This window comes from Streptomyces azureus (assembly GCF_001270025.1).
Lineage (GTDB): Bacteria > Actinomycetota > Actinomycetes > Streptomycetales > Streptomycetaceae > Streptomyces > Streptomyces azureus.
The window spans coordinates 1-26,107 of the sequence record NZ_DF968271.1; the positions used below are offsets into that span (position 1 = coordinate 1).

At 71.1% G+C, this 26,107-nt stretch carries 22 protein-coding genes and 1 pseudogene; 15 read left to right on the forward strand and 8 right to left on the reverse strand.

The annotated features are described in order from the left end of the window. From AOQ53_RS16980 to AOQ53_RS16995, 4 genes are all read left to right on the forward strand, one after another. On the forward strand, positions 1 to 354 hold a 354-nt coding region (locus AOQ53_RS16980), incomplete at its 5' end, for an AAC(3) family N-acetyltransferase (protein WP_148640338.1). Positions 355 to 385: 31 nt separating this feature from the next. Next, positions 386 to 1,309, forward strand: coding sequence for an ABC transporter ATP-binding protein (locus AOQ53_RS16985; protein WP_059418224.1), 924 nt, complete (start codon positions 386 to 388; stop codon positions 1,307 to 1,309). 142 nt (positions 1,310 to 1,451) lie between these two features. Then, entirely contained in the window at positions 1,452 to 2,168 is a 717-nt protein-coding gene (locus tag AOQ53_RS16990) for an ABC transporter permease (protein WP_059418260.1), read from the forward strand. Between the two features lie 4 nt (positions 2,169 to 2,172). Then, positions 2,173 to 3,222: a COX15/CtaA family protein gene (locus AOQ53_RS16995; RefSeq protein WP_408055170.1), complete on the forward strand. Its 1,050-nt coding sequence runs from the start codon at positions 2,173 to 2,175 to the stop codon at positions 3,220 to 3,222. 18 nt (positions 3,223 to 3,240) lie between these two features. Here the strand turns inward: AOQ53_RS16995 and AOQ53_RS17000 are convergent, their stop codons facing one another. The 3 genes from AOQ53_RS17000 to AOQ53_RS17010 form a co-directional block, all read right to left on the reverse strand. After that, positions 3,241 to 4,347, reverse strand: a complete 1,107-nt coding sequence (locus AOQ53_RS17000; RefSeq protein ID WP_059418227.1) for an amidohydrolase family protein — start codon at positions 4,345 to 4,347, stop codon at positions 3,241 to 3,243. A 174-nt stretch (positions 4,348 to 4,521) separates the two neighbouring features. Beyond that, the gene (locus tag AOQ53_RS17005) at positions 4,522 to 4,854 is read right to left on the reverse strand and encodes a hypothetical protein (RefSeq protein ID WP_059418229.1); all 333 of its coding nucleotides are present in this window, start codon (positions 4,852 to 4,854) and stop codon (positions 4,522 to 4,524) included. Between the two features lie 80 nt (positions 4,855 to 4,934). Then, positions 4,935 to 5,852 (reverse strand): heme o synthase, encoded by a 918-nt coding sequence (locus AOQ53_RS17010; RefSeq protein WP_174523307.1) that lies wholly within the window; start codon positions 5,850 to 5,852, stop codon positions 4,935 to 4,937. Positions 5,853 to 6,235: 383 nt separating this feature from the next. Between AOQ53_RS17010 and tkt the strand changes: the two genes are divergently transcribed. The 8 genes and pseudogenes from tkt to AOQ53_RS44655 all read left to right on the forward strand — a co-directional run bounded on the left by tkt (position 6,236) and on the right by AOQ53_RS44655 (position 15,358). After that, entirely contained in the window at positions 6,236 to 8,323 is a 2,088-nt protein-coding gene (gene tkt, locus AOQ53_RS17015) for a transketolase (protein ID WP_059418234.1), read from the forward strand. A gap of 34 nt (positions 8,324 to 8,357) precedes the next feature. Next, a complete protein-coding gene (tal, locus tag AOQ53_RS17020) occupies positions 8,358 to 9,476 on the forward strand; it encodes a transaldolase (protein WP_059418236.1) in 1,119 nt (372 codons plus the stop codon). 4 nt (positions 9,477 to 9,480) lie between these two features. After that, the gene (gene zwf, locus AOQ53_RS17025; RefSeq protein ID WP_059418238.1) at positions 9,481 to 11,004 is read left to right on the forward strand and encodes a glucose-6-phosphate dehydrogenase; all 1,524 of its coding nucleotides are present in this window, start codon (positions 9,481 to 9,483) and stop codon (positions 11,002 to 11,004) included. Continuing rightward, a complete protein-coding gene (opcA, locus tag AOQ53_RS17030) occupies positions 11,001 to 12,137 on the forward strand; it encodes a glucose-6-phosphate dehydrogenase assembly protein OpcA (RefSeq protein WP_059418240.1) in 1,137 nt (378 codons plus the stop codon). Before zwf ends, opcA begins: the two co-directional genes overlap by 4 nt. Beyond that, positions 12,134 to 12,919, forward strand: coding sequence for a 6-phosphogluconolactonase (gene pgl / locus AOQ53_RS17035; RefSeq protein WP_078945348.1), 786 nt, complete (start codon positions 12,134 to 12,136; stop codon positions 12,917 to 12,919). Before opcA ends, pgl begins: the two co-directional genes overlap by 4 nt. Before the next feature lie 83 nt (positions 12,920 to 13,002). Beyond that, positions 13,003 to 13,170: a hypothetical protein gene (locus AOQ53_RS48090; protein WP_167745725.1), complete on the forward strand. Its 168-nt coding sequence runs from the start codon at positions 13,003 to 13,005 to the stop codon at positions 13,168 to 13,170. Between the two features lie 94 nt (positions 13,171 to 13,264). Next, positions 13,265 to 14,101: pseudogene (locus tag AOQ53_RS17040) on the forward strand (ergot alkaloid biosynthesis protein); the annotation flags it as partial. A 264-nt stretch (positions 14,102 to 14,365) separates the two neighbouring features. After that, positions 14,366 to 15,358: a DUF3558 domain-containing protein gene (locus AOQ53_RS44655; protein WP_167745724.1), complete on the forward strand. Its 993-nt coding sequence runs from the start codon at positions 14,366 to 14,368 to the stop codon at positions 15,356 to 15,358. Between the two features lie 28 nt (positions 15,359 to 15,386). On the opposite strand, the gene AOQ53_RS17045 is transcribed toward AOQ53_RS44655, so the two are convergent. From AOQ53_RS17045 to AOQ53_RS17065, 5 genes are all read right to left on the reverse strand, one after another. Continuing rightward, positions 15,387 to 16,226 carry a carbohydrate ABC transporter permease gene (locus AOQ53_RS17045; RefSeq protein ID WP_059418241.1) on the reverse strand — a complete coding sequence of 280 codons (840 nt, stop codon included), beginning with the start codon at positions 16,224 to 16,226 and terminating at the stop codon, positions 15,387 to 15,389. Then, the gene (locus AOQ53_RS17050) at positions 16,223 to 17,584 is read right to left on the reverse strand and encodes an ABC transporter permease subunit (RefSeq protein WP_059418243.1); all 1,362 of its coding nucleotides are present in this window, start codon (positions 17,582 to 17,584) and stop codon (positions 16,223 to 16,225) included. The genes AOQ53_RS17045 and AOQ53_RS17050 overlap by 4 nt, the downstream gene beginning before the upstream one ends. Before the next feature lie 6 nt (positions 17,585 to 17,590). Next, the gene (locus tag AOQ53_RS17055; protein WP_059418244.1) at positions 17,591 to 18,916 is read right to left on the reverse strand and encodes an ABC transporter substrate-binding protein; all 1,326 of its coding nucleotides are present in this window, start codon (positions 18,914 to 18,916) and stop codon (positions 17,591 to 17,593) included. Positions 18,917 to 18,953: 37 nt separating this feature from the next. After that, entirely contained in the window at positions 18,954 to 20,612 is a 1,659-nt protein-coding gene (locus AOQ53_RS17060) for a glycoside hydrolase family 13 protein (protein WP_174523308.1), read from the reverse strand. Positions 20,613 to 20,752: 140 nt separating this feature from the next. After that, positions 20,753 to 22,024 (reverse strand): ABC transporter substrate-binding protein, encoded by a 1,272-nt coding sequence (locus AOQ53_RS17065; RefSeq protein ID WP_059418246.1) that lies wholly within the window; start codon positions 22,022 to 22,024, stop codon positions 20,753 to 20,755. Between the two features lie 121 nt (positions 22,025 to 22,145). Between AOQ53_RS17065 and AOQ53_RS17070 the strand changes: the two genes are divergently transcribed. The 3 genes from AOQ53_RS17070 to AOQ53_RS17080 all read left to right on the forward strand — a co-directional run bounded on the left by AOQ53_RS17070 (position 22,146) and on the right by AOQ53_RS17080 (position 26,092). Next, on the forward strand, positions 22,146 to 22,661 hold the full coding sequence (locus AOQ53_RS17070) for a PadR family transcriptional regulator (protein ID WP_059418248.1): 516 nt from the start codon (positions 22,146 to 22,148) through the stop codon (positions 22,659 to 22,661). Further along, on the forward strand, positions 22,658 to 23,413 hold the full coding sequence (locus tag AOQ53_RS17075) for an ABC transporter ATP-binding protein (protein ID WP_099054619.1): 756 nt from the start codon (positions 22,658 to 22,660) through the stop codon (positions 23,411 to 23,413). The genes AOQ53_RS17070 and AOQ53_RS17075 overlap by 4 nt, the downstream gene beginning before the upstream one ends. Positions 23,414 to 23,686: 273 nt before the next feature. Next, complete coding sequence (locus tag AOQ53_RS17080) at positions 23,687 to 26,092, forward strand: ABC transporter permease (RefSeq protein ID WP_059418250.1); 2,406 nt, start codon at positions 23,687 to 23,689, stop codon at positions 26,090 to 26,092. The last annotated feature ends 15 nt before the right edge of the window (positions 26,093 to 26,107 follow it).

Consider the following 26,107-nt stretch of genomic DNA (forward strand, 5'->3'; position numbering starts at 1 on the left):
GAGCGCAGCCCGCTCGCGAAGCTGGAGGCCATGGGCGCCCGGGTCCTGCTGCTCGGCGCGGGCTACGCCTCCTGCACCAGCTTCCACCTCGCCGAGTACCGGATACCGTCCCCGCGCGTCGCCGTGGGCCGGCCGGGCCCCGAGGGCTGGGAGACCGTGACCGAGGTGTCGATCAGCTCGGAGCGTTTCGACGAGCTGGGCTACGACTTCGAGCGGGACCGTCCCGTCGTACGCGGAAAGGTCGGGGCGGCCGAGGCGCGGCTGTTCCCGGTGGCGGACGCCGTGGCCTACGCCGAACAGTGGCTGGCGGTCCACCGCCCCCGTGAGGAGGAGTTCCTGCACCCGCCGGTCTGAGCCCGCTCGCACGAACCTAGACTCTGGACCCATGCGAAGTGAGCCCGTGGTCCAGGTCCAGGCCCTGGTGAAGCGGTACGGCACGAAGACCGCGGTGGACGGGCTCGACCTGGTGGCCCGGGAGGGTGTGACCGCCGTGCTCGGCCCCAACGGGGCGGGCAAGACGACCACGGTCGAGACCTGCGAGGGGTACCGGAAGCCGGACTCCGGCACGGTGCGCGTCCTGGGCCTCGACCCGGTCGGACAGTCCCGGGACTTGCGGCCCCGCATCGGCGTGATGCTCCAGTCCGGCGGCGTCTACTCGGGCTCCCGCGCCGACGAGATGCTCCGCCACGTGGCCAAGCTGCACGCCCACCCCCTGGACGTGGACGCGCTGATCGAACGCCTCGGGCTCGGCTCCTGCGGCCGCACGACGTACCGGCGGCTGTCGGGCGGACAGCAGCAGCGGCTCGCGCTGGCGATGGCCGTGGTGGGCCGCCCCGAGCTCGTCTTCCTCGACGAGCCGACCGCCGGGCTCGACCCGCAGGCCCGCCGCGCCACCTGGGACCTGATCCGGGACCTGCGCGCCGACGGCGTCTCCGTCATCCTCACCACCCACTACATGGACGAGGCCGAGCAGCTCGCCGACGACGTGGCGATCATCGACGCGGGCCGGGTCATCGCCCAGGGCTCCCCGGAGGAGCTGTGCCGCGGCGGCGCCGAGAACACGCTCCGCTTCTCCGGCCGCCCCGGGCTGGACGTCGGCTCGCTGCTGAAGGCCCTGCCCGCCGACTGCTCGGCCGCCGAGCTGACGCCGGGTTCCTATCGCGTCGTCGGCAAGATCGACCCACAACTGCTCGCGACGGTCACCTCCTGGTGCGCCCAGCACGGCGTGATGCCGGAGAAGATCTCGGTGGAGCGGCACACCCTCGAAGACGTTTTTCTCGAGCTGACCGGCAAGGAGCTGCGCTCATGATTCCGGCTCACACCGAGGTCTGCCGGGGGTCCGGGGGTTGTCCCCCGGGAAAGCACAGCCTGGAGCTCACGGGTAAGGAGCTGCGTTCGTGACCGCCACCGGCACCTATGCGCCGAAGCCGGGGGCCGCGCCCCTCCCCCGCATGATCGCGGCCCAGGCCGCGCTCGAGACGAAGATGCTGCTGCGCAACGGCGAGCAGCTGCTGCTGACCGTCGTCATCCCGACCCTGCTCCTGGTGCTCTTCAGCACCGTGGACATCGTCGACACGGGTGCCGGCGAGGCCGTCGACTTCCTCGCCCCCGGCATCCTCGCGCTCGCGGTGATGTCGACGGCGTTCACGGGGCAGGCGATCGCGACCGGCTTCGAGCGCCGCTACGGCGTCCTGAAGCGGCTCGCCTCCTCGCCTCTGCCGCGCTGGGGCCTGATGACGGCGAAGACGCTGTCCGTGCTGGTCACCGAGGTGCTCCAGGTGATCCTGCTGACGGTGATCGCCTTCGCGCTCGGCTGGTCGCCGCAGGGCAACCCGTTCGCCGTGCTGCTGCTCCTGGTCGCCGGTACGGCGGCCTTCTCGGGCCTCGGCCTGCTGATGGCCGGGACGCTGAAGGCCGAGGCGACGCTCGCCGCCGCCAACCTGGTGTTCCTGCTGCTGCTCGTCGGCGGCGGGGTCATCGTGCCGCTCGACAAGTTCCCCTCCGCCGCGCAGGACCTGCTCGGCCTGCTGCCCATCTCGGCCCTGTCCGGCGGACTGCGGGACGTGCTCGAACACGGGGCCGGGATGCCCTGGGCCGACCTGGGGGTCCTGGGCGTCTGGGCGGTCGTCGGGCTGGCGGCGGCCGGACGGTTCTTCCGCTGGGAGTAAGGCCATGACGGACCCTCGTGAAAGCGTGCACAAGCGGCGTCCTACGATGGGTCGCGTGCCAAAAGTGACCCGCGCCGACGCCAGGGCGGCCCTGCGCAACCCCCTCGCCTTCATCGCCGAGCGCTGGACCCCGGAACCCCGGACGGTCCAGCGCGCGGCCCTCTCCGCGATCGTGATGTCGGTGCTCATCGTGGTCACCGGCGGAGCCGTACGGCTGACCGGCTCGGGCCTGGGCTGCCCGACCTGGCCCAAGTGCACCGCCGACTCGCTCACCGCCACCAGCGAGATGGGCTTCCACGGGGCCATCGAGTTCGGCAACCGCATGCTGACGTACGTGCTGTGCGCCGCCGTCGGCTGGGCGATCATCGCCGCGCGCTCCCAGAAGCCGTACCGGCGCGGCCTGACCCGGCTGGGCTGGGCGCAGTTCTGGATCGTGATGAGCAACGCGGTGCTCGGCGGCATCGTGGTGCTGGTCGGTCTCAACCCGTACACGGTCGCGGCGCACTTCGTGGCGACGTCCGCGCTCATCGCGGTGGCCACGGTGATGTGGCAGCGCACCCGTGAGGGCGACGCGCCGCCGCGCCCGCTGGTCGGCAAGGCCGTGCAGCAGCTGGTCTGGTTCCTGGTCGCCGCAGCCGTGCTGCTCATCCTGGTCGGCACGGTGGTCACCGGCGCGGGCCCCCACGCCGGCGACTCCAGCGAGGTCGAGCGGATGCCGGTCGACTGGGAGACGGTGAGCAAGCTGCACGCCGTGCTGGCGTGGATCGTGGTGACGCTGACGTTCGCCCTGTGGTTCGTCCTCAAGGCGGTCGACGCCCCCAAGGGTCCGCTGAACCGCACCCGCGAGCTGTTCCTGATCCTGCTCGCGCAGGGCGTCATCGGCTACGTCCAGTACTTCACGGACCTGCCCGAGGTCCTGGTCGGCCTGCACATGTTCGGCTCGGCCGTGATGTGGATCTGGGTGCTGCGGGTGGTGCTGTCGTTGCGCGAACGGCGGGAGGTCGTGGCCGATGTGCCCGGTCCCGCGCCCGAGGCGACCCTGACGAAGGCCTAGAAGCCACCCTGACCGGGGTCAGTCGAGCCCGTACACCCGGCACGCGTTCCCCGACGCCAGCATCTCCGCCACCCGCTGCGCGTCGGCCAGGGACCACGCGCCCTCGGCGACCCAGGTGCCGAGCACCCGGCCGAGCGCCTCGCGGAACAGCCTGGCGCCCACCACATGCAGCTCGGGCAGCCCCTGGGCACCGGTGGAGAAGAGGATCTTGCCGAAGGGGGCCAGCTCCAGAAACTCCGCGAGGACGGTCGCGGCGCGGGCGCCGGTGCGGACCAGGGCGGCTCCGGAGTCTACGTAGACGTGCGGGAAGACACCGGCCAGGTGGGCGGCGTGCCGGTGGTACGGGTAGCCGTGCAGCAGGACGAGGTCCGTGCCGAGACCGGCCGTGGCCCGTACGAAGTCCGTCAGCAGCACCGGATCCGTACGGTCGATGCGCAGGCCCGGCGTGCCGAGCCCCGCGTGCAGCTGGAGCGGCAGCCCCGAGGCGACGGCGCTCCACAGCAGGTGCCGCAGCAGCACGGGGTCGCTCAGCTCCCCGCCGACACCGCGCCCCGCGAGCCAGCGGCCGGCGGCCCCCCGCACCTCCCCCGGCCCGGGCGGCTCCGGCGCGAGCGCGAGGCCGTGCCGTACGCCCGCTACCGAGGTGAAGGCGACGGCGTTCGCGGCGGCGGCGTGCACGGACTCGGCGAGGTTGGCGAGGAAGGACTCGACGGTCCCGGAGGTGTCGGCGACCTGCTCGGCGAGCAGCTCCAGCCGTACGATCTCGCGGGCCTCGGCCGCTCCGGCGGAGGCCAGTTCGCCGGGTTCGGTCAGATCCCCGGGCAGGCCCGTGTCGACCAGGTACGTCGTGATGCCGCTGCCGCGCAGGAGCCGGCGGGCGGACTCCAGGACGCCCAGTTCACGGCGGCGGGCCAGGTAGCGGGCCGGTGTGCAGTGGGGTTCCAGGCCCAGCAGGGGCGGACACCAGCGTCTTACGGCGAAGCCGGTCTGGGTGTCGAAGAGGGTGGTGCCGGGGGCGGGTGGGCCCTCTGTGCGGGAGAGGTGGGCCTCGAAGGTGCCGAGGCCCAGCTCTGTGCGGAGTACTCCGTGGCAGTACTGGTCCACTAGGGACGGCGTTTCGATCATCCGGGCTCCCCGGGGTGGACCCTGTTGTTCCTAAGGGTCCTAACGGGTGAACCGGGTTGAGGTCGCGGTCCCGATGAGGGGCGCGGGTGTTCTGGCGGCCGCGGGTCGTTCGTGGCCGGCCGCGCCCACGCGGCGGAGCCGCAAAATCGATACAGCCCCGCGCCCCCAAGAAGGTCAGTCGTTCTTCGGGCCGCCGACCTGGATCCCCGCCATGCGCGACCACTCGTAGCGGCCCGTCTTGACCTTCGCGGCGAACTCGCCGTCGAAGGACTCGTGGCGGGTGATGCCCGCCTTCTCCACGGCCTTCTCGGCGATCTCGTAGGTCGGGGCCACCAAGTCGCCCCAGTTGCCGTCCTCGCCGACCAGGACGATGCGGGCGCCGCGTTCGCCGAGGTGGGCGACCTGTCCCTCGGCGCCGCCGTGGGACTTGGAGAAGGAGCTGATCTGCTTGGCCAGCCGGGCCGCCTTGCGCTCGGCCTTCGGGTCAACCTGCTGCGTCTCTGCCATGACCAGGATGCTACTCACGAGTAGATCGGCTGGCGAGAGCAGGGCCCTGTGACGTACGTCAGCGGTGCGTCAGCGCTGCCTCAGCGCAGGAAGGGGTCGACCGCGACGGCCACGAACAGCAGCGAGACGTAGGTGATCGACCAGTGGAACAGGCGCATCTCCTTCAGCTTCGCGCCCGTCACCTCCGCCTTGGCGCGGTTCTGGAGGCCGTGCGCCTCCCAGAGCCAGAAGCCGCCCGCCAGCAGGGCGACCGCCGTGTAGAACCAGCCGGTGTAGCCGAGCGGGGTCAGCAGGAGCGAGACGGCGACCATGACCCAGCTGTAGATCACGATCTGCTTGGCGACGGCCTTGTTGGAGGCGACCACCGGCAGCATCGGGACGCCTACGCGCGCGTAGTCCTCCTTGACCTTCATGGACAGCGGCCAGTAGTGCGGCGGCGTCCAGAAGAACATGACGAGGAACAGGATGATCGGCGCCCACGACATGGAGTTCGTGACCGAGGACCAGCCGATCAGCACGGGCAGGCAGCCGGCGATGCCGCCCCACACGATGTTCTGCGAGGTACGGCGCTTGAGGATCATCGTGTAGACGACGACGTAGAAGAGGAGCGCGCCGAGGGAGAGCCAGGCGCTCAGCCAGTTCACCGTGAGGCCGAACAGCAGCGTCGAGGCGACGGCCAGGGTGATACCGAAGACGAGGCACTCGCGCGGGCTGACCATGCCGGTGACCAGCGGCCGCTGCGAGGTGCGGTCCATCAGGGCGTCGATGTCACGGTCGATGTACATGTTGAGCGCGTTGGCGCCGCCCGCGGACATGTAACCGCCGACGCAGGTCAGCAGCACCAGCGTCAGGTCGGGCACGCCCTGCTGCGCCAGGAACATCACCGGGACGGTGGTGATCAGCAGCAGCTCGATGATTCGCGGCTTGGTGAGAGCCACGAACGCCTTGACACGGGCCCCGAACGGCCGGTGGGCCGGGCTCTGGTCCGTCCCGATCATCCCCGCTGGACGGGATTCAACGGCCGTCACGCACACCCCTACAGAGACATCCCAGCAAGCCTCACCCGTGTGAAGTCCCGGTAAAGGCTCGCGCGTACCACGCCACTTTAGACGTTGCCCAGAGTCGGATATTCGCGGGGGTCGGGTCGTGTTGGCGAGCGGCTTCCGAAGGGCGCGTGGCAGCTCGATTGAGCACCCGGATGAGCGGCTTCGTATTCACTTGCCGAATGGGATACGGCCCAGTCAGGAGGCGGATCGAAACGTGTCCCGGCACTCTGGAGTGACCCGAAAGAACCCCCGTCCCACGGGGGTAGGCTCGGCTGCGGCCGGTGGACGCCCCGATACACCGGCATCCGACATGTGGAGAGGAGCCCTGACCCAGGGTGAGCACCAAGCCGACCACAACAGACCTCGAGTGGACCGAGTTGGACCAGCGGGCCGTCGACACCGCGCGTGTCCTGGCCGCCGATGCCGTACAGAAGGTCGGTAACGGCCATCCGGGTACGGCGATGAGCCTGGCGCCTGCCGCCTACACCCTCTTCCAGAAGGTGATGCGGCACGACCCGGCGGACGCCGACTGGGTCGGGCGGGACCGCTTCGTGCTGTCCGCCGGCCACTCGTCCCTGACCCTCTACACCCAGCTGTACCTGGCCGGTTTCGGCCTGGAGCTGGACGACCTGAAGTCCTTCCGCACCTGGGGCTCGAAGACCCCCGGCCACCCCGAGTACGGGCACACGACCGGTGTGGAGACGACGACCGGCCCGCTCGGGCAGGGTGTCGCCAACGCGGTGGGCATGGCGATGGCCGCCCGCTACGAGCGTGGTCTATTCGACCCGGAGGCCCCCGAGGGCGAGTCGCCCTTCGACCACTTCGTCTACTGCATCGCCGGTGACGGCTGCCTCCAGGAGGGCATCTCCGCCGAGGCCTCGTCGCTGGCGGGCCACCAGAAGCTCGGCAACCTGATCCTGCTGTGGGACGACAACCACATCTCGATCGAGGGCGACACCGAGACGGCCGTCTCCGAGGACACCGCTCTGCGGTACGAGGCCTACGGCTGGCACGTGCAGCGGGTGGAGCCGCAGGAGAACGGCGACCTGGACCCGGCCGCGATCTTCGAGGCGATCCAGAAGGCCAAGGCGGTCACGGACAAGCCGTCGTTCATCGCGATGCGCTCGATCATCGCCTGGCCGGCCCCGAACGCGCAGAACACCGAGGCCGCGCACGGCTCGGCGCTGGGCGAGGACGAGGTCGCGGCGACCAAGCGGGTGCTGGGCTTCGACCCTGAGCAGAGCTTCGAGGTCGCCGACGAGGTCATCACGCACACCCGCAGGGCGCTGGAGCGGGGCCAGGCGGCCCGCGCGGTGTGGGAGAAGGCGTACCAGCAGTGGCGGGACAACAACCCCGAGCGCGCCGCCGAGTACGACCGGATCGCCAAGGGTGAGCTGCCCACCGGCTGGGAGGAGAAGATCCCGGTCTTCGAGGTCGGCAAGGGCGTGGCCACGCGTGCCGCCTCCGGCAAGATCCTCCAGGCGCTCGGCGCGGTCGTTCCCGAGCTGTGGGGCGGCTCGGCCGACCTGGCCGGCTCCAACAACACCACGATCGACAAGACCAGCTCCTTCCTCCCGGCGGACAACCCGCTGCCGGAGGCGGACCCGTACGGCCGCACGATCCACTTCGGTATCCGCGAGCACGCGATGGCCGCCGAGATGAACGGCATCGCGCTGCACGGCAACACCCGGATCTACGGCGGCACGTTCCTGGTGTTCTCCGACTACATGCGCAACGCGGTGCGGCTGTCGGCGCTGATGCACCTGCCGGTGACGTACGTGTGGACGCACGACTCCATCGGCCTGGGCGAGGACGGCCCGACGCACCAGCCGGTCGAGCACCTGGCGTCGCTGCGGGCGATCCCGGGCCTGAACATCGTGCGCCCGGCGGACGCCAACGAGACGGCCATCGCCTGGCGCGAGATCCTCAAGCGCTGGACGAAGGAGTTCGGCAAGGGCCAGCCGCACGGTCTGGCGCTGACCCGTCAGGGTGTGCCGACCTACGAGCCCAACGACGATGCCGCCAAGGGCGGTTACGTCCTGTTCGAGGCCGACGGCGGCGAGCCCGAGGTCATCCTCATCGCGACCGGCTCGGAGGTGCACGTCGCCGTCGAGGCGCGCGAGCAGCTCCAGGGCGCCGGCGTGCCCACCCGCGTGGTGTCCATGCCGTCGGTGGAGTGGTTCGAGCAGCAGGACCAGGGGTACCGGGACAGCGTTCTGCCGCCGTCCGTCAAGGCTCGTGTCGCGGTGGAGGCCGGGATCGGGCTGACGTGGCACAAGTACGTCGGGGACGCCGGCCGCATCGTTTCCCTGGAGCACTTCGGTGCTTCGGCCGACGGCAAGGTCCTTTTCCGCGAGTTCGGCTTCACTGCCGAGAACGTGGCCGCCGCCGCGCGGGAATCGATCGCCGCAGCTCAGCGCTGACGCTCATATACGACACGTAGGAGATGGAATTTCCATGACAGACGCACTGAAGCGCCTCTCCGAGGAGGGCGTCGCGATCTGGCTGGACGACCTGTCGCGCAAGCGGATCACGTCCGGCAACCTCGCCGAGCTGCTCGACCAGCAGCACGTCGTGGGCGTCACCACCAACCCGTCGATCTTCCAGAAGGCGATCTCGCAGGGTGACGGCTACGACACGCAGCTGACCGACCTCGCCGCCCGCGAGGTCACCGTCGAAGAGGCCATCCGCATGATCACCACGGCGGACGTCCGCGACGCCGCCGATGTCCTGCGCCCCGTCTTCGACGCCACCGGCGGCAAGGACGGCCGGGTGTCGATCGAGGTCGACCCGCGGCTGGCGCACAACACGCGGGCGACGGTCGCCGAGGCCAAGCAGCTCGCCTGGCTGGTGGACCGGCCCAACACCCTCATCAAGATCCCGGCGACCGAGGCGGGCATCCCGGCCATCGCCGAGACCATCGGCCTGGGCATCAGCGTCAACGTCACGCTGATCTTCTCGCTGGAGCGCTACCGCCTGGTCATGGACGCGTTCCTGACCGGCCTGGAGAAGGCCAAGGAGCGCGGCCTGGACCTGTCGCAGATCCACTCGGTGGCGTCGTTCTTCGTCTCCCGCGTGGACACCGAGATCGACAAGCGGATCGACGCGCTCGGCACCGACGAGGCCAAGGCGCTGCGCGGCAAGGCCGCCGTCGCCAACGCCCGTCTCGCCTACCAGGCGTACGAGGAGGTCTTCTCCTCGGACCGCTGGAACGCGCTGGAGAAGGCGGGCGCCAACAAGCAGCGTCCGCTGTGGGCGTCCACCGGCGTGAAGGACAAGGCGTACAGCGACACCATGTACGTCACCGAGCTGGTCGCGCCGAACACGGTGAACACCATGCCGGAGGCGACCCTGTACGCCACCGAGGACCACGGCGAGATCACCGGCAACACGGTCGCCGGCACCTACGAGCAGGCCCGCGCCGACCTCGACGCCGTCGAGAAGCTCGGGATCAAGTACGACGACGTGGTCCGGCTGCTGGAGGAGGAGGGCGTCGAGAAGTTCGAGGCGTCCTGGACCGACCTGCTGAAGTCGACCGAGGCCGAACTCCGGCGCCTCGCGCCCTCGGAGGGCTGAACAGGTGTCGAGCAGCAACCCGCTGCGTGACCCCGCGGACCGACGGCTCCCGCGTATCGCGGGGCCGTCGGGCCTGGTCATCTTCGGCGTCACGGGCGACCTGTCCCGGAAGAAGCTCATGCCCGCCGTGTACGACCTCGCCAACCGGGGTCTGCTGCCGCCGGGCTTCTCGCTGGTGGGCTTCGCCCGCCGCGAGTGGGCGAACGAGGACTTCGCGCAGGAGGTCCACGACGCGGTCAAGGAGCACGCCCGCACGCCCTTCCGCGAGGAGGTCTGGCAGCAGCTCATCCAGGGCATGCGCTTCGTGCAGGGCACGTTCGACGACGACGACGCGTTCGAGCGCCTGCGCTCCACGATCGAGGAGCTGGACAAGGCACAGGGCACGGGCGGCAACTTCGCCTTCTACCTGTCCGTGCCGCCGAAGTCCTTCCCGGTGGTCATCCAGCAGCTGAAGAAGCACGGGCTGGCCGACCAGAAGGGCGGCTCCTGGCGGCGCGCGGTCATCGAGAAGCCGTTCGGGCACGATCTGAAGTCGGCCGAGGAGCTCAACAAGGTCGTCCACGAGGTCTTCGCCCCGGAGCAGGTCTTCCGCATCGACCACTACCTGGGCAAGGAGACCGTCCAGAACATCCTGGCGCTGCGCTTCGCCAACACGATGTTCGAGCCGATCTGGAACCGGTCCCTCGTGGACCACGTGCAGATCACCATGGCCGAGGACATCGGCATCGGCGGCCGGGCCGGGTACTACGACGGCATCGGCGCGGCCCGTGACGTCATCCAGAACCACCTGCTCCAGCTCCTGGCGCTCACCGCCATGGAGGAGCCGGCCTCCTTCGACGCGGACGCGCTGGCCGCCGAGAAGACCAAGGTGCTCGGCGCGGTGAAGCTGCCCAAGGACATGGGCCGGGACACGGTGCGCGCCCAGTACGCGGCCGGATGGCAGGGCGGCACGAAGGTGCGCGGCTATCTGGAGGAGGACGGCATCAACGCCTCCTCGAAGACCGACACCTACGCCGCGATCAAGCTGGAGATCGACAACCGCCGCTGGGCGGGCGTCCCCTTCTATCTGCGTACCGGCAAGCGCCTGGGCCGCCGCGTCACGGAGATCGCGGTCGTCTTCCAGCGGGCCCCGCACTCCCCCTTCGACACGACGGCCACCGAGGAGCTGGGCTCCAACGCGATCGTCATCCGCGTCCAGCCGGACGAGGGCGTCACGGTCCGCTTCGGCTCGAAGGTCCCCGGCACGTCGATGGAGATCCGGGACGTGTCGATGGACTTCGCGTACGGCGAGTCCTTCACGGAGTCCAGCCCGGAGGCGTACGAGCGTCTCATCCTGGACGTTCTCCTCGGAGACTCGAACCTCTTCCCGCGCACCGAGGAGGTCGAGCTGTCCTGGAAGATCCTCGACCCGATCGAGGAGTACTGGGACAACAACGGCAAGCCCGCCCAGTACCCGGCCGGTACCTGGGGGCCCGTCGAGGCGGACGAAATGCTCGAGCGACACGGACGGAGCTGGCGCCGGCCATGAAGATAGACCTCACGGACACCACAGCCAGCAAGATCAACAAGGCGCTGGTGCAGGGCCGCCGGGCGATCGGCACCCCGGCGGTCGGGATGGTGCTCACGCTGGTCATCGTGACGGACGAGGAGAACGCCTACGACGCGCTGAAGGCCGCGAGTGACGCCTCGCACGAGCATCCCTCGCGCACCCTCGTGGTCATCAAGCGCGTCTCCCGCTCGCCCCGCGACCGTACGCAGTCCCGCCTCGACGCGGAGGTCCGGGTGGGCGCGGAGGCCGGCACCGGCGAGACGGTGGTGCTCCGGCTGTACGGCGAGGTCGCCGACCACGCCCAGTCGGTGGTGCTGCCGCTGCTGCTGCCGGACGCCCCTGTGGTGGTGTGGTGGCCGGTGAACGCGCCGCTCGACCCGGCGAAGGACCCCCTGGGTGCCCTCGCCCAGCGCCGCGTCACCGACACCTACGCCTCCGAGCAGCCGGTACGGGACCTGGCCACCCGGTCCGGGACCTACACCCCCGGCGACACGGACCTGTCCTGGACCCGCATCACGCCCTGGCGTTCCATGCTGGCGGCCGCCCTCGACCAGGTCACCTGCGAGGTCAGGGCCGTCGAGGTGGAGGGCGAGGAGTTCAACCCGAGCTGTGAGCTGCTGGCGATGTGGCTCGCTGACCGGCTGGACGTCCCCGTGAAGCGCTCGCTGTCCGGCGGCCCCGGGCTGACGGCGGTCCGCATGGACACCAGCTGCGGCGCGATCACCCTGGACCGTGCCGACGGGTCCCTCGCGACCCTGTCCATCGAGGGCCAGCCGGCCCGTGGAGTGGCGCTCAAGCGCCGGGACACGGCCGAGCTGATCGCGGAGGAACTGCGGCGGCTGGACCCGGACGACACGTACGCGTCGGCGCTGCGGTACGGGGTGGACCGGCTGAAGGCCTCCTGGCCGGCCCAGGCGAAGGAAGAGCCGGCGGCCGAAAAGGAAGAGCCGGTGGCCAAAGGGGAGCCCAAAAGTGACGGCCGGGAGCGGCTCGCCCTCCCCGCTCCCGTCGAAACGGCTGCGAAAGCTCCCGCTGCGGAAGCGACGGCGCAGGCACCGGTGAAGCAGGAACCGCCCAGGTTGGAACCGGTACGGAAGGCGACGACGAAGTGAGTACGGCACCGCAGCTGGTCGTCCACCGCGACAAGGAGCTGATGGCCCAGGCCGCGGCGGCCCGCCTGATCACCAGGATCGTGGACGCGCAGGCCTCCCGGGGCTCGGCGTCCGTGGTCCTGACGGGCGGCCGCAACGGCAACGGCCTGCTGGCCGCCCTGGCCGCGGCGCCCGCCCGGGACGCCGTCGACTGGAGCCGGCTCGACCTCTGGTGGGGTGACGAGCGGTTCCTGCCCGAGGGCGACCCGGAGCGCAACGTCACGCAGGCGCGGGAGGCACTGCTGGACTCGGTGCCGCTCGATCCGAAGCGGGTGCACGCGATGCCCGCGTCGGACGGCCCCTACGGCACCGATGTGGACGCGGCGGCGGCCGCGTACGCGGAGGAACTGGCGCGGGCGGCGGGCCCGGAGAACCACGGGCCCGTGCCGACGTTCGACGTGCTGATGCTGGGGGTCGGGCCGGACACGCATGTGGCGTCGCTGTTCCCGGAGCTGCCGGCGGTGCGGGAACTCGACCGTACGGTCGTCGGTGTCCATGGCGCGCCGAAGCCGCCGCCGACGCGGGTGACGCTGACGTTGCCGGCGATTCGTGCGGCGCGGGAGGTGTGGCTCCTGGCCGCGGGCGAGGACAAGGCCCAGGCCGCGGCGATCGCGCTCTCGGGCGCGGGGGAGATCCAGGCGCCGGCGGCGGGGGCGTACGGCCGCAGCCGGACACTGTGGCTGCTGGACGCGGCGGCGGCTTCGCAACTGCCGCGGTCGCTGTACCCACCGGCTTCGGCGTGACCGTCGCGGACGCAGGTCGGCCTCATCACCGGAGCGGCTGGCGCCCCTGACCTGAGGGGCTCGCGGCCGCTTCGGCGTTTGCGGTGCTCAACTCCCCCCAGCACCCGCGCGGTGAAGGCCGCCAGATCGGCCCGAAGACGCTCACGCGACACGTGCCGCCGGTCGGCCAGGTGGCCGACGAGGTCCGCGCGGACCGCCGCGAGGAGAGCGTGGGCGGCGAAGTCGCCGTCGGTGAAGCCGGGGAGCTGTGACGGTCGCCGACGGCCGTATCCGGCACTATCGCGACTACTGGAACCCGCTCGCCCTGCCGCAGGACGACGCGGCGGACTTCGCCGGGAAGGTCCGGTGACCACGCCCACCCTCGTCCCCGGCGCCACCGGCACGACCGGAGAGCGCGTGGCCCGTCTGCTCACCGCGCGAGAGCAGCGGGTGAAGGCGGCGAGCCGGCGCGTGGTCGCCGTCGGCGGTGCCGAGGCGGTCCGCTTCGCCTGGTACGAGCCCGGGACGTTCGCGGAGGTGCTGAGGGGTACGGACCGGGTCTATCTCGTCCCGCCGATCGGGTCGCCCGAGCCCGCTGCCGTCATGCTGCCGTTTCTGGAGCAGGCTCGCGCATCCGGGATGGGCCGGGCCGTGCTGCTCGGCTCCTCGGCGATCCCGTCCGGCGGTCCGGCCGTCGGGCAGGTGCAGCAGGCCCTGCCCGACCTGTTCGAGACATGGGCGGTCGTGCGGCCGTCGTGGTTCATGCAGAACTTCACCGGCGACCACCCGCACGCGCGCGGCATCCGCGAGCACGGGACGATCCTCACCGCGACAGGCGAGGGGCGTGTGGCCTTCGTGGACGCCGACGACATCGCGGTCCGTCGCTGTGCACGCGCTGACCGCCGACCGGTGGGCGGAGGGCGGAGGGCGGCCTGGTCGTCACCGGGCCGGAGGCGCTGAGTTACGCCGACGCCGCGGCCGTCCTCAGCGGTCACGGGGCGTCCGGTGACCCATCGGCGGCCGAACTGTGAGCACTTGCGCGACCGGCTGGCGCAGGGCCTCCCCCTGGAGTTCGCCGCCGTGCCCGCCGGCCTGGACCGCGCCATCGCCGAGGGAGCCGAGGACCGGGTCACCGACACGGTCCAACGCCTCACCGGCCGCCCGCCCATCAGCTTCCGCACCCAAGTGGAAGGCGCCTTGAGGCCGGCAGTGGGCAGCTACGGGGACGGCCAGGGGCATTGTTCCGGCTGCTGCCGCGGCTTTCTGAACAATTCCGTCGGCACTGAAATGGCGGATGACTGCCCAGTGGCGTCGAGCGCCGAGCGGGAACAGAGGAGGACGCGGGTGAGCGGAAGAGATGAATGGGGACGGGACGAACGTCCGGCTGCCGGCCGGCGGGCGTCGGCCGGCACGGATCGGTGCGGGGGTCGGCGCGGCCGTAGCTCGGTGACGGTGTCGGCGGCGACCTTGGCCGTCGCACTGTTCGCCGCGGGATGCTCCGCACAGGACAACGCGTCTCCGGGAGCCCCTCCCACCACCTCGGCCGGCTCCGGGCAACCCGCGCCCAGCGCGGTCTCCCTGTCGGTCACCCCCAGGGAGCTGCGGGGCTCCGACCCTTGCCGGCTGATCGGCGAGAAGGTGCTGGCGGCGTTCGGGAAGGTCGAGTACGACCAGGGCAACAGCTACGGTCAGTGCGACATCCAGCTCCACGGACCGGGCGACGAGTCCGTCTCGGTCTTCGTGGATTTGCAGGCCGCACCGAGTGAGAGGGCCGCGAGCGATCCTGCTCCGACGCCCGTGCCGCGGGACGGTGTGACCGTCTACGAGAGCGAGGGCCACGGCGGCTTGACCGGCAACATGAACTGCACGCGGGACGTCGTGCTGCGGAAAAGGACCGCGACCGTCGCGATCAGCGTCTACGGAGACGAGTCGGGCTCCCGCGCCTGCCGGATCGCCGACGCCGCCGCCGGCGACGTCATCCGCCTGCTCAAGACCGGCGACCTCCCCTCCGCCCGCCACGCTCCCGACTCGCTGGCGAACCAGGACGCGTGCGACCTGGTCAAGAAGAGCGAGGCCGCGCGCGTCCCGGGCATCGCCCCCGGGGAGCGATACGCCACCTTCACCGGCCAGAGTTGTTCCTGGGGCGGCGAGAGCATCGACGAACCGCACCTGTACGTCCTTTTCCAGCACGTCGACGATGCGCTGGAAGGACGCCCGCTCACGATCGGGGGACGCACGGCGGCGGTGAAGTACAGCCCCGCCGACGAGTACAGCGGCCTGCTCGGGCGCAGCCTGCCGAGTTGCGCGGTCGACATCGAGTACGGCGAGGCCGGACCGACCGCCGAGGGCCGTACCGAGGTGGTCTCGGTGGGAGTCACCGGCGACTCGTCAAAAGAGGCACTGTGTTCCCGCGCCCAGGAGCTGGCTCCCAAGGCCCTCGCCCGCCTCCCCGAGCCGTAGGCGCGTGCCGCGCTCCTGGGGGCAGCGGCTACTTCACCGATCCCGCCATGACCCCCTGCACGAAGTGCCTCTGGAACGCGAAGAACACGACGACAGGCACGACCAGGGACACGAACGCCCCGGGTGCCAGGACATCGATGTTGCTGCCGAACTGCCGTATCTGCGACTGGAGTTCCACCGTCAACGGCTGCGAGGAACTGTCCGCGAACAGCAACGCCACCAGCATGTCGTTCCACACCCACAGGAACTGGAAGATGGCCAGGGAGGCGATCGCCGGCCGCCCCACTGGCAGGACGAGCCGCGTGAAGATGCGCCACTCGCTGCCCCCGTCCATCCGCGCGGCCTCCAGCATCTCCTTCGGAATATCGGCGAAGTAGTTCCGCAGCAGGAACACCGCGAACGGCAGGCCGTAGGCCACGTGGAACAGCACGACACCGGGGATCGTGCCGAACAGCCCCAGCTGCCCGAACAGTTTGGCGACAGGCAGCAGCCCGATCTGCACGGGCACCACCAGTAGCGCGACCACGACCAGGAAGATCGCCTCCCGCCCGGGGAAGTCCAGCCACGCGAACGCGTAGCCCGCGAGTGCCGCGATCACCACGACCAGCACCGTCGCCGGCACCGATATCAGCACCGTGTTCCAGAACGCCTGCGTGATGCCGGCGTTCTGCAGCAGCGACGAGTAGTTGTCGAAGGACAGCTGTCCGGGACTGGTGAACACCGTCCACCAGCCGCCCTTGGCCGTGTCCTCGGCGGACCGCAGCGAGGACAGGAACAGCCCGGCCAGCGGCGTCATCCACACCAGGCCGACCACCACGAGGAATGCCTGGACGACCCCGTTGCCCAACCCGCGCCGAACCGCGTTCATCGTTGACTCCTTCGGAAACGGCGGACGTTGAACACCATGGCCGGAACCACCAGAAGCAGGAGCAGCACACCGAGCGCGCTGCCGAGCCCCTGGTTGTTGCCGCCGCCGAACGACACCAGCCACATCTGCGTCGCGAGCACGGTCGCGTCCTCCTGCACCGGACCGGGCGCGATGATGTAGACGAGGTCGAAGACCTTCATCACGTTGATGACGAGGGTGATGAACACGACCGTCAGCACCGGTGCCAGCAGCGGCACCGTGATCCGCCGGAAGATCTGCCACTCGTTCGCGCCGTCCATCCGCGCCGCCTCCAGCGCGTCCCGCGGCAGCGTCGACAGGCCCGCCCCGATCAGGACCATGGCGAAGCCGGTCCAGATCCACAGGTAGGCCCCGATGATCGCCGGTGTGACGAGCGCCGGTCCGAGCCAGGAGACACCCTCATAGGGCGGGGCGAAGTTGGACGACGGCAGTTTCACCGCGTACGAGCCCGGTTGGAGTCCCTCGAAGCGGAAGGAGCCGTCGGACGCGGTGGTCGCCGTGGCGACGGGTTTGCCGTCCCGGACCGCCTCGACCTTCATCTGAGGCAGTCCGCTCTCCCGCCGGTCGACCTTGCCCTGCTCCCCTCCCCCGCCGGGCGTGAAGTCCAGGTAGACCACGCCGCGCAGCTCGTCGGGGGCGGCCTTCTGTCCCGCCGCCGCGTACGCCGGCCGGGTCCCGCCGGGCAGGTCGCCGGGCAGCACACCGACCAGGCCCAGCGTCACGGCGTCGCCCGGGGACACGCTCGTACTCGTGCGGTACGAACCGTCCTTGTCCTTCGTCAGGCCCTGTCCGTCGCGCGCTCGTGCCGTCGGGTACGAGGACTGCGCCTTGAAGGCGTCGTGGACGGAGACGACCGCGGCGTTCAGGACGCCCTTGTCCGGGTCCTCGTCGTAGGCGAGCCGGAAGATGATGCCGGCGGCGAGGAAGGAGACCGCCATCGGCATGAACAGGAGCAGCTTGAAGGCCGTGGCCCAGCGGACCTTCTCCACCAGGACGGCCAGGATCAGTCCGAGGCCGGTGAGCAGGGCCGGTGCCACGACGACCCAGATGGCCGTGTTGCGGACGGCCGTGAGGGTCGCCGGGTCGCGGAACATCTCGGCGTAGTTCTCGCCGCCGACGAAGGTCGTCCCGGAGGCGTCGAAGAAGCTGCGGCCGATGCTGAACAGCACGGGGTAGACGACGAGCGCGCCGAGCAGCAGCAGCGCGGGCAGCACGAACAGCAGGGCGATGATCTTGCCGCGCCGCCGCAGCCGCCGGGTGCGGTCGGCGATCGTGACGGGCGGTGGGGGATTCGTCTCTTTGACGAGGGTCGCTGTCATGGCGGATCAGTCCTGGTACGCCTTGGCCGCCGCGGCCTCCAGCTTCGCCGCGGTGCCCTTCGGGTCGGACGGGTCGCGCAGGAAGTCCTGGAGCAGCTTCCACTCGCCGGTGCCCTTGGTGCCGCCGAAGGACGCCGGGGCCTGGTCGGACATGTCGAAGCGGACCGAGTCCCCGGCCTGCACGAGGGACTTGGCGGTGGCGCGGGTGACGTCGTCGCCGTAGGAGGCGAGGTCGAGCTTCTTGTTCGGGGAGAGGAAGCCGCCCGCCTCCGCCCACACGGCCGAGGCCTCCGGGGTCGCCAGGAACTCCAGGAGGGCCTGGGCGGCCTTCTGGTTCTTGCCGTCCTTGAGGACGACGGCCGCGTCACCGCCGCTGACGACCGGCGCCTCGCCACCTGCGACCGCCGGGAACGGGAAGAAGTTCGCGTCCTCGCCGACCTTCTTGCCGAACTGGTCCTTGGCGACGCCGGCGACGAAGTCGCCCTCGTAGACCATGCCGGCCTCGGGCTCCGGCCCGAAGACCTTCTCCACCGAGCCCGGGAAGTCGGTGTTCAGGGCGCCCTTCTGGCCGCCCGCGATGAGCTGCTTGTCCTTGAAGAGCTTGCCGAGCGTGGTGAGGGCGTCGACGACCGACGCGTCGGTCCACTTCAGCTTGTGCGCGGCGAGGGCGTCGTACTTCTCGGGCCCGGCCTGGGAGAGGTAGACGTTCTCGAACCAGTCGGTGAGGGTCCAGCCGTCCTGCCCGGCGACGGAGAACGCGGCGAGACCGGAGTCGGACACGGTCTGCCCGGCCTTCAGCATCTCGTCGTAGGTCTTCGGGGGCTTCACCCCGGCCTGGGCGAGGGCGTCGGGGCTGTACCAGACGGTCGACTTGTGGGCTGCCTTGAAGTAGAGGCCGTACAGGGTGCCGTCGACGCTGCCGTACTCCTTCCACACGGGGGCGTAGCCGGCGTCCACGGACTGCTCGGTCTTCTTCGACAGCGGCTTGAGCCAGCCCTTCTGCGCGAACTGCTTGAGCACGCCGACCTGCGGGACCATCACGACGTCGGGGGCGTTGCCGCCCTCGATCTTGCTGCCGACGACGGTGGAGACGTTGTCGCCGGTGGACACGAACTGCGTCTTGGCGCCGGTCTTCTCGGTGAAGGCGTCCAGCACCTTCTGGAAGTTCTTCTGCTCGGTGCCCGACCAGACACCGGCCACGGTGATCGTCTGGCCGTCGAGCGCCTTGTCGCCGCCGCCGGCCGCGACGGGGCCGCCGCCGCAGGCGGTCGCGCCGAGCGCCAGGACGAGGGCGGTGCAGCCGGTGAGCAGGGTGGTACGTCGTCGCATCATCGTTGATGTCCCTTCGGGGAGTTGACTTGCGGAGCGTTCAGGAACGGATCCACCAGGCGGCCGTCGAGCCGGAGAGCACTCCGGGCGGACAGGGGCCGCTGGCGAGCAGGGGGGTGCCGGAGACCGGCGCGGGGGTGGGGGCCGTACCGAAGTTGACGGCGCACACCAGGTCGTCACCGCGGGTGAAGGCCAGGACGCCGGGCGGGGAGTCCAGCCAGCGCAGTGCGCCCTCGCCCAACTGGGGCAGTGCGGCGCGCAGTTGGAGGCCATCGCGGTACAGGTGCCAGAAGGAGCGGGTGTCGGCGAGGGCCCGGTCGGTGGCGTACTCGGCGAAGTACTCCGGCTGAGGCAGCCACGGCTTGGCGCTCTCCACGCCCGGGGTGAAGCCGAACGGCGAGGCCTGCCCCGACCAGGGCAGCGGCACCCGGCAGCCGTCGCGGATCCGGGCCCGGCTGCCGGTGCGGCGGAAGATCGGATCGGTGAGCACGTCGTCGGGCAGGTCCACGACCTCGGGCAGGCCGAGCTCCTCCCCCTGGTAGATGTACGCGGCTCCGGGCAGTGCCAGCATCAGCAGCGCGGCGGCACGGGCGCGGGCGGCGCCGAGGCCGCTGCCCTCGGTGGCGGGTTCGCCGTAGCGGGTGACGGTGCGGACCTGGTCGTGGTTGTTGAGGACCCAGGTGACGGTCGAGCCGGTCCCGGCGATGTCCTGCATGGCCTCGGAGATGACCTTCTGGAAGGCGTCCGGGTCCCAGGGGGCGCTGAGCAGGTCGAAGAAGAAGGCCTGGTGGAGTTCGTCGGGGCGGACGTACCGCGCGTGCTCGCGGGCGGTCGGGACGGAGACCTCGCCGACGAGCAGGCGTTCGCAGCCGTCGCGCTCGGTGTACTCCTCGCATATGGAACGCCAGCGCCGCCACACGCCGTGCACCTCGGGCTGGTTCCAGGCGAGCGGGTTGACCGAGTCACGGGTGCGGGCGTCGGCCTCCGGGTCGTCCGAGTCGGGCAGCTCCGGGTGCTTGAAGAGCCCGGCCGCGACGTCGATGCGGAAGCCGTCGATGCCCCGGTCCAGCCAGAAGCGGAGGATCCGGTCGAACTCGGCGCCGATCTCCGGGTTGCGCCAGTTCCAGTCGGGCTGTTCGGGCGCGAACATGTGCAGGTACCACTGGCCGGGCCGTCCGTCGGCCTCGGTCACCCGGCTCCAGGCGGGGCCGCCGAACATGGAGTGCCAGTTGTTGGGCGGCTCGGCACCGTCCGGGCCGCGGCCGTCGGCGAAGTGGAAGCGGGCGCGGGCCGGGCTGCCGGGCGGGGCCGCGAGCGCCTCACGGAACCAGGGGTGCTCGCTGGAGCAGTGGTTCGGGACGATGTCGAGCAGCACCTTGATGCCGAGCCGCCGCGCGGCCCCCACCAGCAGGTCGAACTCGGCGAGGTCGCCGAAGAGCGGGTCGACGTCGCAGTAGTCGGCCACGTCGTAGCCGTGGTCGTGCTGCGGCGAGGGATAGAAGGGGCTCAGCCAGATCCCGTCGACGCCGAGCTTCTTCAGATACGGCAGCCCGGCCCGGACTCCGGCGAGATCGCCGACGCCGTCACCGGTGCTGTCCAGGAAGCTGCGGACGTACACCTGATAGATCACTGCGTCACGCCACCAGTGGTGCCTGTTCAACCCATCGACCTGTCTCTGAGGAGGGCAGCGGTTATGCATGCATGTTAGGTAGGCGTGTCGAGAGGGTGTCAATGAAAAGGCAGAAGCTACCGAGGAGTTGAGATGGCGGAATCCGGTATCTATCGGACATATCTCAGCCAGATGAGACGTCCGCGTTACCTAACAAGTAAGTAGAAGCGCTACCGACGCGAGATGACGGCGAGCTCGCGCGCCAGTCGGCGCACCGCGGCCGTGGGCGTCTCGTGCCCGGCCATCGCGTCGTGCACGACCGCCTGCACCACCAGACTGACCTGGTCGTACCGCGGGCTCTTGGGACGCGGCTCGGCCGTGCGCACGCTCTCCCGCAGGGTCGGCAGGTACGGGAACCTGCCGATGAGCGCGGGATCCTCGTAGAGATCGGCCCGGACGGGCGGCAGCGCGCCGCGCGTGAGGACCTGGCGCTGGACGCGCTCGCTGGTGAGGTAGGCGATCAGGCGGGCGGCCGAGTCGGGGTGCCGCGCGTGCGCGCTGACGGCCAGGTTGGAACCGCCGAGGACACTCGTCCCCGGCCCGTCCGGTCCCGGCAGGGGCACGGCGCCGACCTTCCCGGCGACCTCGGAGCCCGGGGCGGAGGCGCCGACGTAGGCGTACGGCCAGTTCCGCAGGAAGAGCAGCCGGCCGTCCTGGAAGGCCTGCTTGGACTCCTCTTCCTTGTACGTCAGCGCTTCCTTCGGGATCCAGCCCTCGCGCACTCCGCGCGCCAGGAAGCCGATGCCCTCACGGGCCGCCGCCGAGTCGACGGTGACGCGCTCGCCCTCGTCGCCGAGGATCGAGCCGCCCGCCGAGTAGACGGCCTCGGCCGCGTTGACGGTGAGGCCCTCGTACGGCAGGAACTGCCCGGCGTAGCCGTCGAGGCCGTGCTTCGGGGCGATGGTCTTCGCGTACCGCTCCAGCTCCGCCCAGGTGCGCGGCGGCTCCACGCCCTCCTTCGTGAGGACGTCCTTGCGGTAGAGGAGCAGGCCGGCGTTGGTGACGTACGGGACGGCGTAGAGCTGTCCGTCGTAGGTCGCCGTGTCCACGACCGGCGGGAGGAAGGTCTTCAGGGGGAAGCGGTCGCGGGGCAGCGGCCGGATCCAGCCCGCCGCGGCGAACTCCGAGGTCCAGTTGACGTCGATGTTGAGCACGTCGAACCGGCTGCGGTCGCCGTCGCGCAGGTCGGTGGCCATCTGGGCCCGGGTCTCGTCGGCGGAGTCCGGCAGCTCGACGAGGGTCACTTTTTCGCCGGGGTGGGTGCGGTTCCAGCCCTCCAGCAGGGGACCGAGGTAACCGGTAAGGTCTCCGGCGGTGGCGAGGGTGAGCGGTCCGCGGCCGCCGCCGGCAGGCTCGCCCGCCTGCGCTCCGGCGGCAACGTAACCGGTCAGGACCACGACGAGAACGAGAAGGCCCCTACCCGCGGCATGGATCCACCGCATAGGTTCCTCCCTGTACACCGGCGACGGGCACCTTCGCCCGGAACAGAGGCCATGTATACCTGTTAGGTATGGGCGATACTAGGGCCTGGAGCACATTGGACCGGACAGGAGGACTGCACGCGTGCGCCTGCCCCTCCTGGCCCTCCTCGCCCGCGGCCCCGCCCACGGCTACGAGCTCAAGCAGGACCTTGAGCAACTGCTGGGCGCCGCGTACCCTCAGCCGAACGTCGGCCAGATCTATGTGACCCTCGGCCGCCTCGAGAAGTCGGGACTGATCGAGGGCGAGGACGTGGCGCAGTCCAGCCGGCCCAACAAAAAGGTCTACCACCTCACCGACGCCGGGCGGGAGGCGCTGCGCGCCTGGTTCGAGGAGCCCGAGGACGGGCCGCGGGTGCGGGACGAGTTCTTCATGAAGCTGGCGCTCGCTCCGCAGAGCGGTCTCGCCGACCAGATCTCCCTGATCAACCAGCAGCGGCGCCAGTACCTGAACACCATGCGGCAGCTGTCGAAGCTGGCCGCCGCCGAAGACCGCGACAACCGCATCGCCCACCTGCTGATCGAGGGCGCGATGCTGCACCTGCAAGCCGATCTCGACTGGCTGGAGCGGTGCCAGGAAGAGCTGGAGGAGCTGGAGTGAGCGACGACCGTCCCGCTCCTGTGCTGCGTGCCGAGGGGCTGGTGAAGACCCACCACGGCGAGGGCGCGCCCGCCCATGCCGTGCGCGGGGTCGACCTGTGCGTACGGCCCGGCGAGTTCGTGGCGATCACCGGCCCGTCCGGTGCCGGGAAGTCGACACTGCTGCATCTGCTCGGCGGCCTCCAGCGGCCGGACGCGGGCAGGATCTGGCTCGACGGCGAGTCCACCGACACCTACAGCGAGGCCCGCTGGGCGGTGGAGCGCCGGAAGCGGATCGGGATCGTCTTCCAGTTCTTCAACCTCGTCTCCAACCTGTCCGTCGCCGACAACGTGGAGCTGCCCGCCCTGCTCGCCGGGACCTCGCCGAAGCGGGCCCGGGCCGAGCGGGAGCAGTTGCTGGCCGAGCTGGGCCTGACGGGCAAGGAGCGCAGCATGCCGGGCGAGCTGTCCGGCGGTGAGCAGCAGCGGGTCGCCCTGGCCCGGGCCCTGGTCAACCATCCTCCGCTGCTGCTGGCCGACGAACCCGCGGGCAGCCTCGACAGCAAGGGCACCCGCGAGGTGATGCGGCTGCTGACCCGCTTCCACCAGCGCGGCCAGACGATTCTGCTGGTCACCCATGACGCCCGGCTGGCGAGCGCCGCGGACCGGGTGATCAGCTTCTTCGACGGCCGGATCGCCGACGACGCGGAACTCGACGGCGGCACACCGCCGCGCCGGGCCGGCATATCCGGTGTGCTGGAACTCAGGGACTGACATGCGGGTGTACGACTGCGCCACGTGCGGGCCTGGAGGGTGTCGTTCGGATCAGGCCGCAGGGAATCGACGGCATCTCTCAGCGCCGGTGAGCGGGGCCTGGTGCGTGCAGCTGCAAGGCGGAGGAGGGCGTCGACACGATGGGGGTCCCCCCTGCTCGAGCGGAGCCGAGAGCTCGGGGAAATCGGCAACCGACGACAACTCCGCAGATGCGTGTGCCAGGCCCCGCGTCTGCGACGTGATCCAAACGACACCCCCTAGGGACTGAGGCCCGTGCGAGCCACCCTGCGCTGGGCGCACTCCGATCTGCGCACGCACCGCGGCGAGGCACTGTTCCTCGTCCTCGCCACCGCGGGCATCGTCGCCTCCCTGCTGCTGGCCACGGCCCTGTTCGGGTACGCCACCAACCCCTGGCAGCGCGTGTTCACGCAGTCGCACGGCGCGCACGTGTGGCTGCACACCGACACCGCGGCCGACACCGGGAAGCTGGCCGAGCTGGACGGTGTCGACTCCGTCGCCGGCCCGTACCCCACCGCCGCCACCACCGTCGCCTCACGCGGCAGCCGCGCCGCCGTGGAACTGCGCGGCACTGCGGAACGGCCGTCCGTCGGCCGCCCGTCGGTCGTCTCCGGCCACTGGCTGGACCCCGCGGCCCCGAACGGTGTGGTCCTGGAGAGCCGCCTCGCCCGGGCACTGCTGGCCCAGCCCGGCGACACCCTCACCGTCCCCGGCACCGCCCGCGAACTGACCGTCGTGGGCCTCGCCGACAGCGCCGAGCCGCGCTACCGGCCCGGTGAGCAGCCGGGCCTGGTGTGGGCGCTGCCGTCGGCCGTGCCGGATCCCGGCGGCCAGGTGATCGGGCTGCGGCTGACGGATCCCGGCGACACGTCCTACGTCGTCCAGCGTGCCGTGACCGTACTGGGCGCCGGGGCGGTCGGGGAGGTGTCCACCTGGCAGCAGGCACGCGCCGAGGCCCAGGGCGACAACCGGCTGCTCGGCCAGGTGCTGGGCCTGTTCGGGCTGGGCGCGCTGGTCGCCGCCGGGCTCGCCGTGCACGGGGCGATCGGCACCCGCATCCGCGGCCACCTGCGGGACCTCTCCGTGCTGAAGGCGATCGGCTTCACCCCTGGCCAGGTGGTCCGCATCTTCCTGCTCCAGCACCTCGCCTACGCCCTCCTGGGTGCCGTGGCCGCGGCCGCGCTGGCCGAGGCTCTGGGCAGCCGGATCCCGGGGCGGCTCGGGGACGCGGTCGGTGTGTGGCAGGGGCTGCCCGGGCACACCGTGGCGCTGTTCGTGATCCCGGTGGGCGCGGTGCTGTTCATCGGCGCGACCACCGGGCTGGCCGCCTGGCGGGCGGGACGTGTGCCGCCGGTGCCGGTGCAGCGGCCCGCGGCGGCGCTCGGCGGGCGGTTGTCCGGGGCGGCGGGCCGGCCCCTCGGAACGTGGTCCGCGGCGGCTGCGCCCGGTGGGCGGCTGAGCGGCGGCCTGCGCCGCTTCCTCAGGCTGCGCCCTGCGGCTCCCCGGACCGGGCAGCTCTCCGACCTGGCCCGCCGCGCCCTCGGAGCGAGGATTCCGCCCGCGCTGGTGCTGGGCTTGCACAAGGCGTTCACCGGCCGCCCCCGGTCCCTGGCCACCGTCGCCCGTCTCACGCTGCCACTGCTGCTGATCGTCGTGGCGATGAGCGCGTGGACCACCATCGACCGCTTCCACAGCACGCCCGAGCAGGTCGGCCTGCCGACCGCCCTCAGCGTCCGCGCCGACGCCGGCCTGAACGAGCGGCAGACCCGCGCTGTCCTGGAACGCGACCCGGAGGTGGCCGCCGCCTACCCCGGCGTCGAGACGGCCGCACTGGTCCCGGGCCAGACGGCGACCATCGCCCTGCGCGGCCTCGGCACCGATCAGGACCCCTACCCGTACACCCTCGCCGAGGGCCGCCCCGCGCGCGGCGCCGACGAGGCCGTGGCCGGGCAGGGACTGCTCGACCTGCTGGACGTGCGCGTCGGCGACTGGGTGCGGATGACCGTCGGCGACCAGCCGCAGATCCTGCACATCGTGGGCCGCAGCATCGAGCCGGAGAATGCCGGCCGGGTCATCTCCACGTCCCTCGACACCCTCCGCGCCAACGACCCCGGCCTCCGCCCGACCCTCTACGAGCTGCGTCTGCATCCCGGTGCCGACCCGCGGGAGGTCGCCGACCGGCTGGCCACGGCCGGGCGCGGACACCTGGACGTGCACACCGTGACCAACCCCGCCGACGGGCTCTCCCCGCTGCGCGCGGTCGTCGCCGGGCTGATCGCCGTCCTCGCCCTCATCGGGCTCATCGAGCTGCTGACGGCGATCGGCGGCACCGTCCGCGAGAGCGAACGGGACCTGCTCGCACTGAAGGCCATCGGCCTGTCCCCCCGGCAGATCACGGCCATCACGGTCACCGCCACCGGCTGTACGGCACTGGCGGCCGTGCTCGCGGCCAGCACCCTGGGCCTGCCGCTCGCCCACTGGCTGATCGACGCCCAGGGCCGGTCGAGCGGCATCGGCGCCGGGATCGCCCAGGGCCCCTCCGCCCCGCTGATGCTGCTGCTCGGGACGGCGGCGGTACTCTGCGCGGCCGCACTCGCCGCCCTACCCGCGGCCCGCGCGGCCCGCCGCCGGCTCGCGGACACGCTGAGCGCGGTCGCCTGACGTCCTGACCCGTCC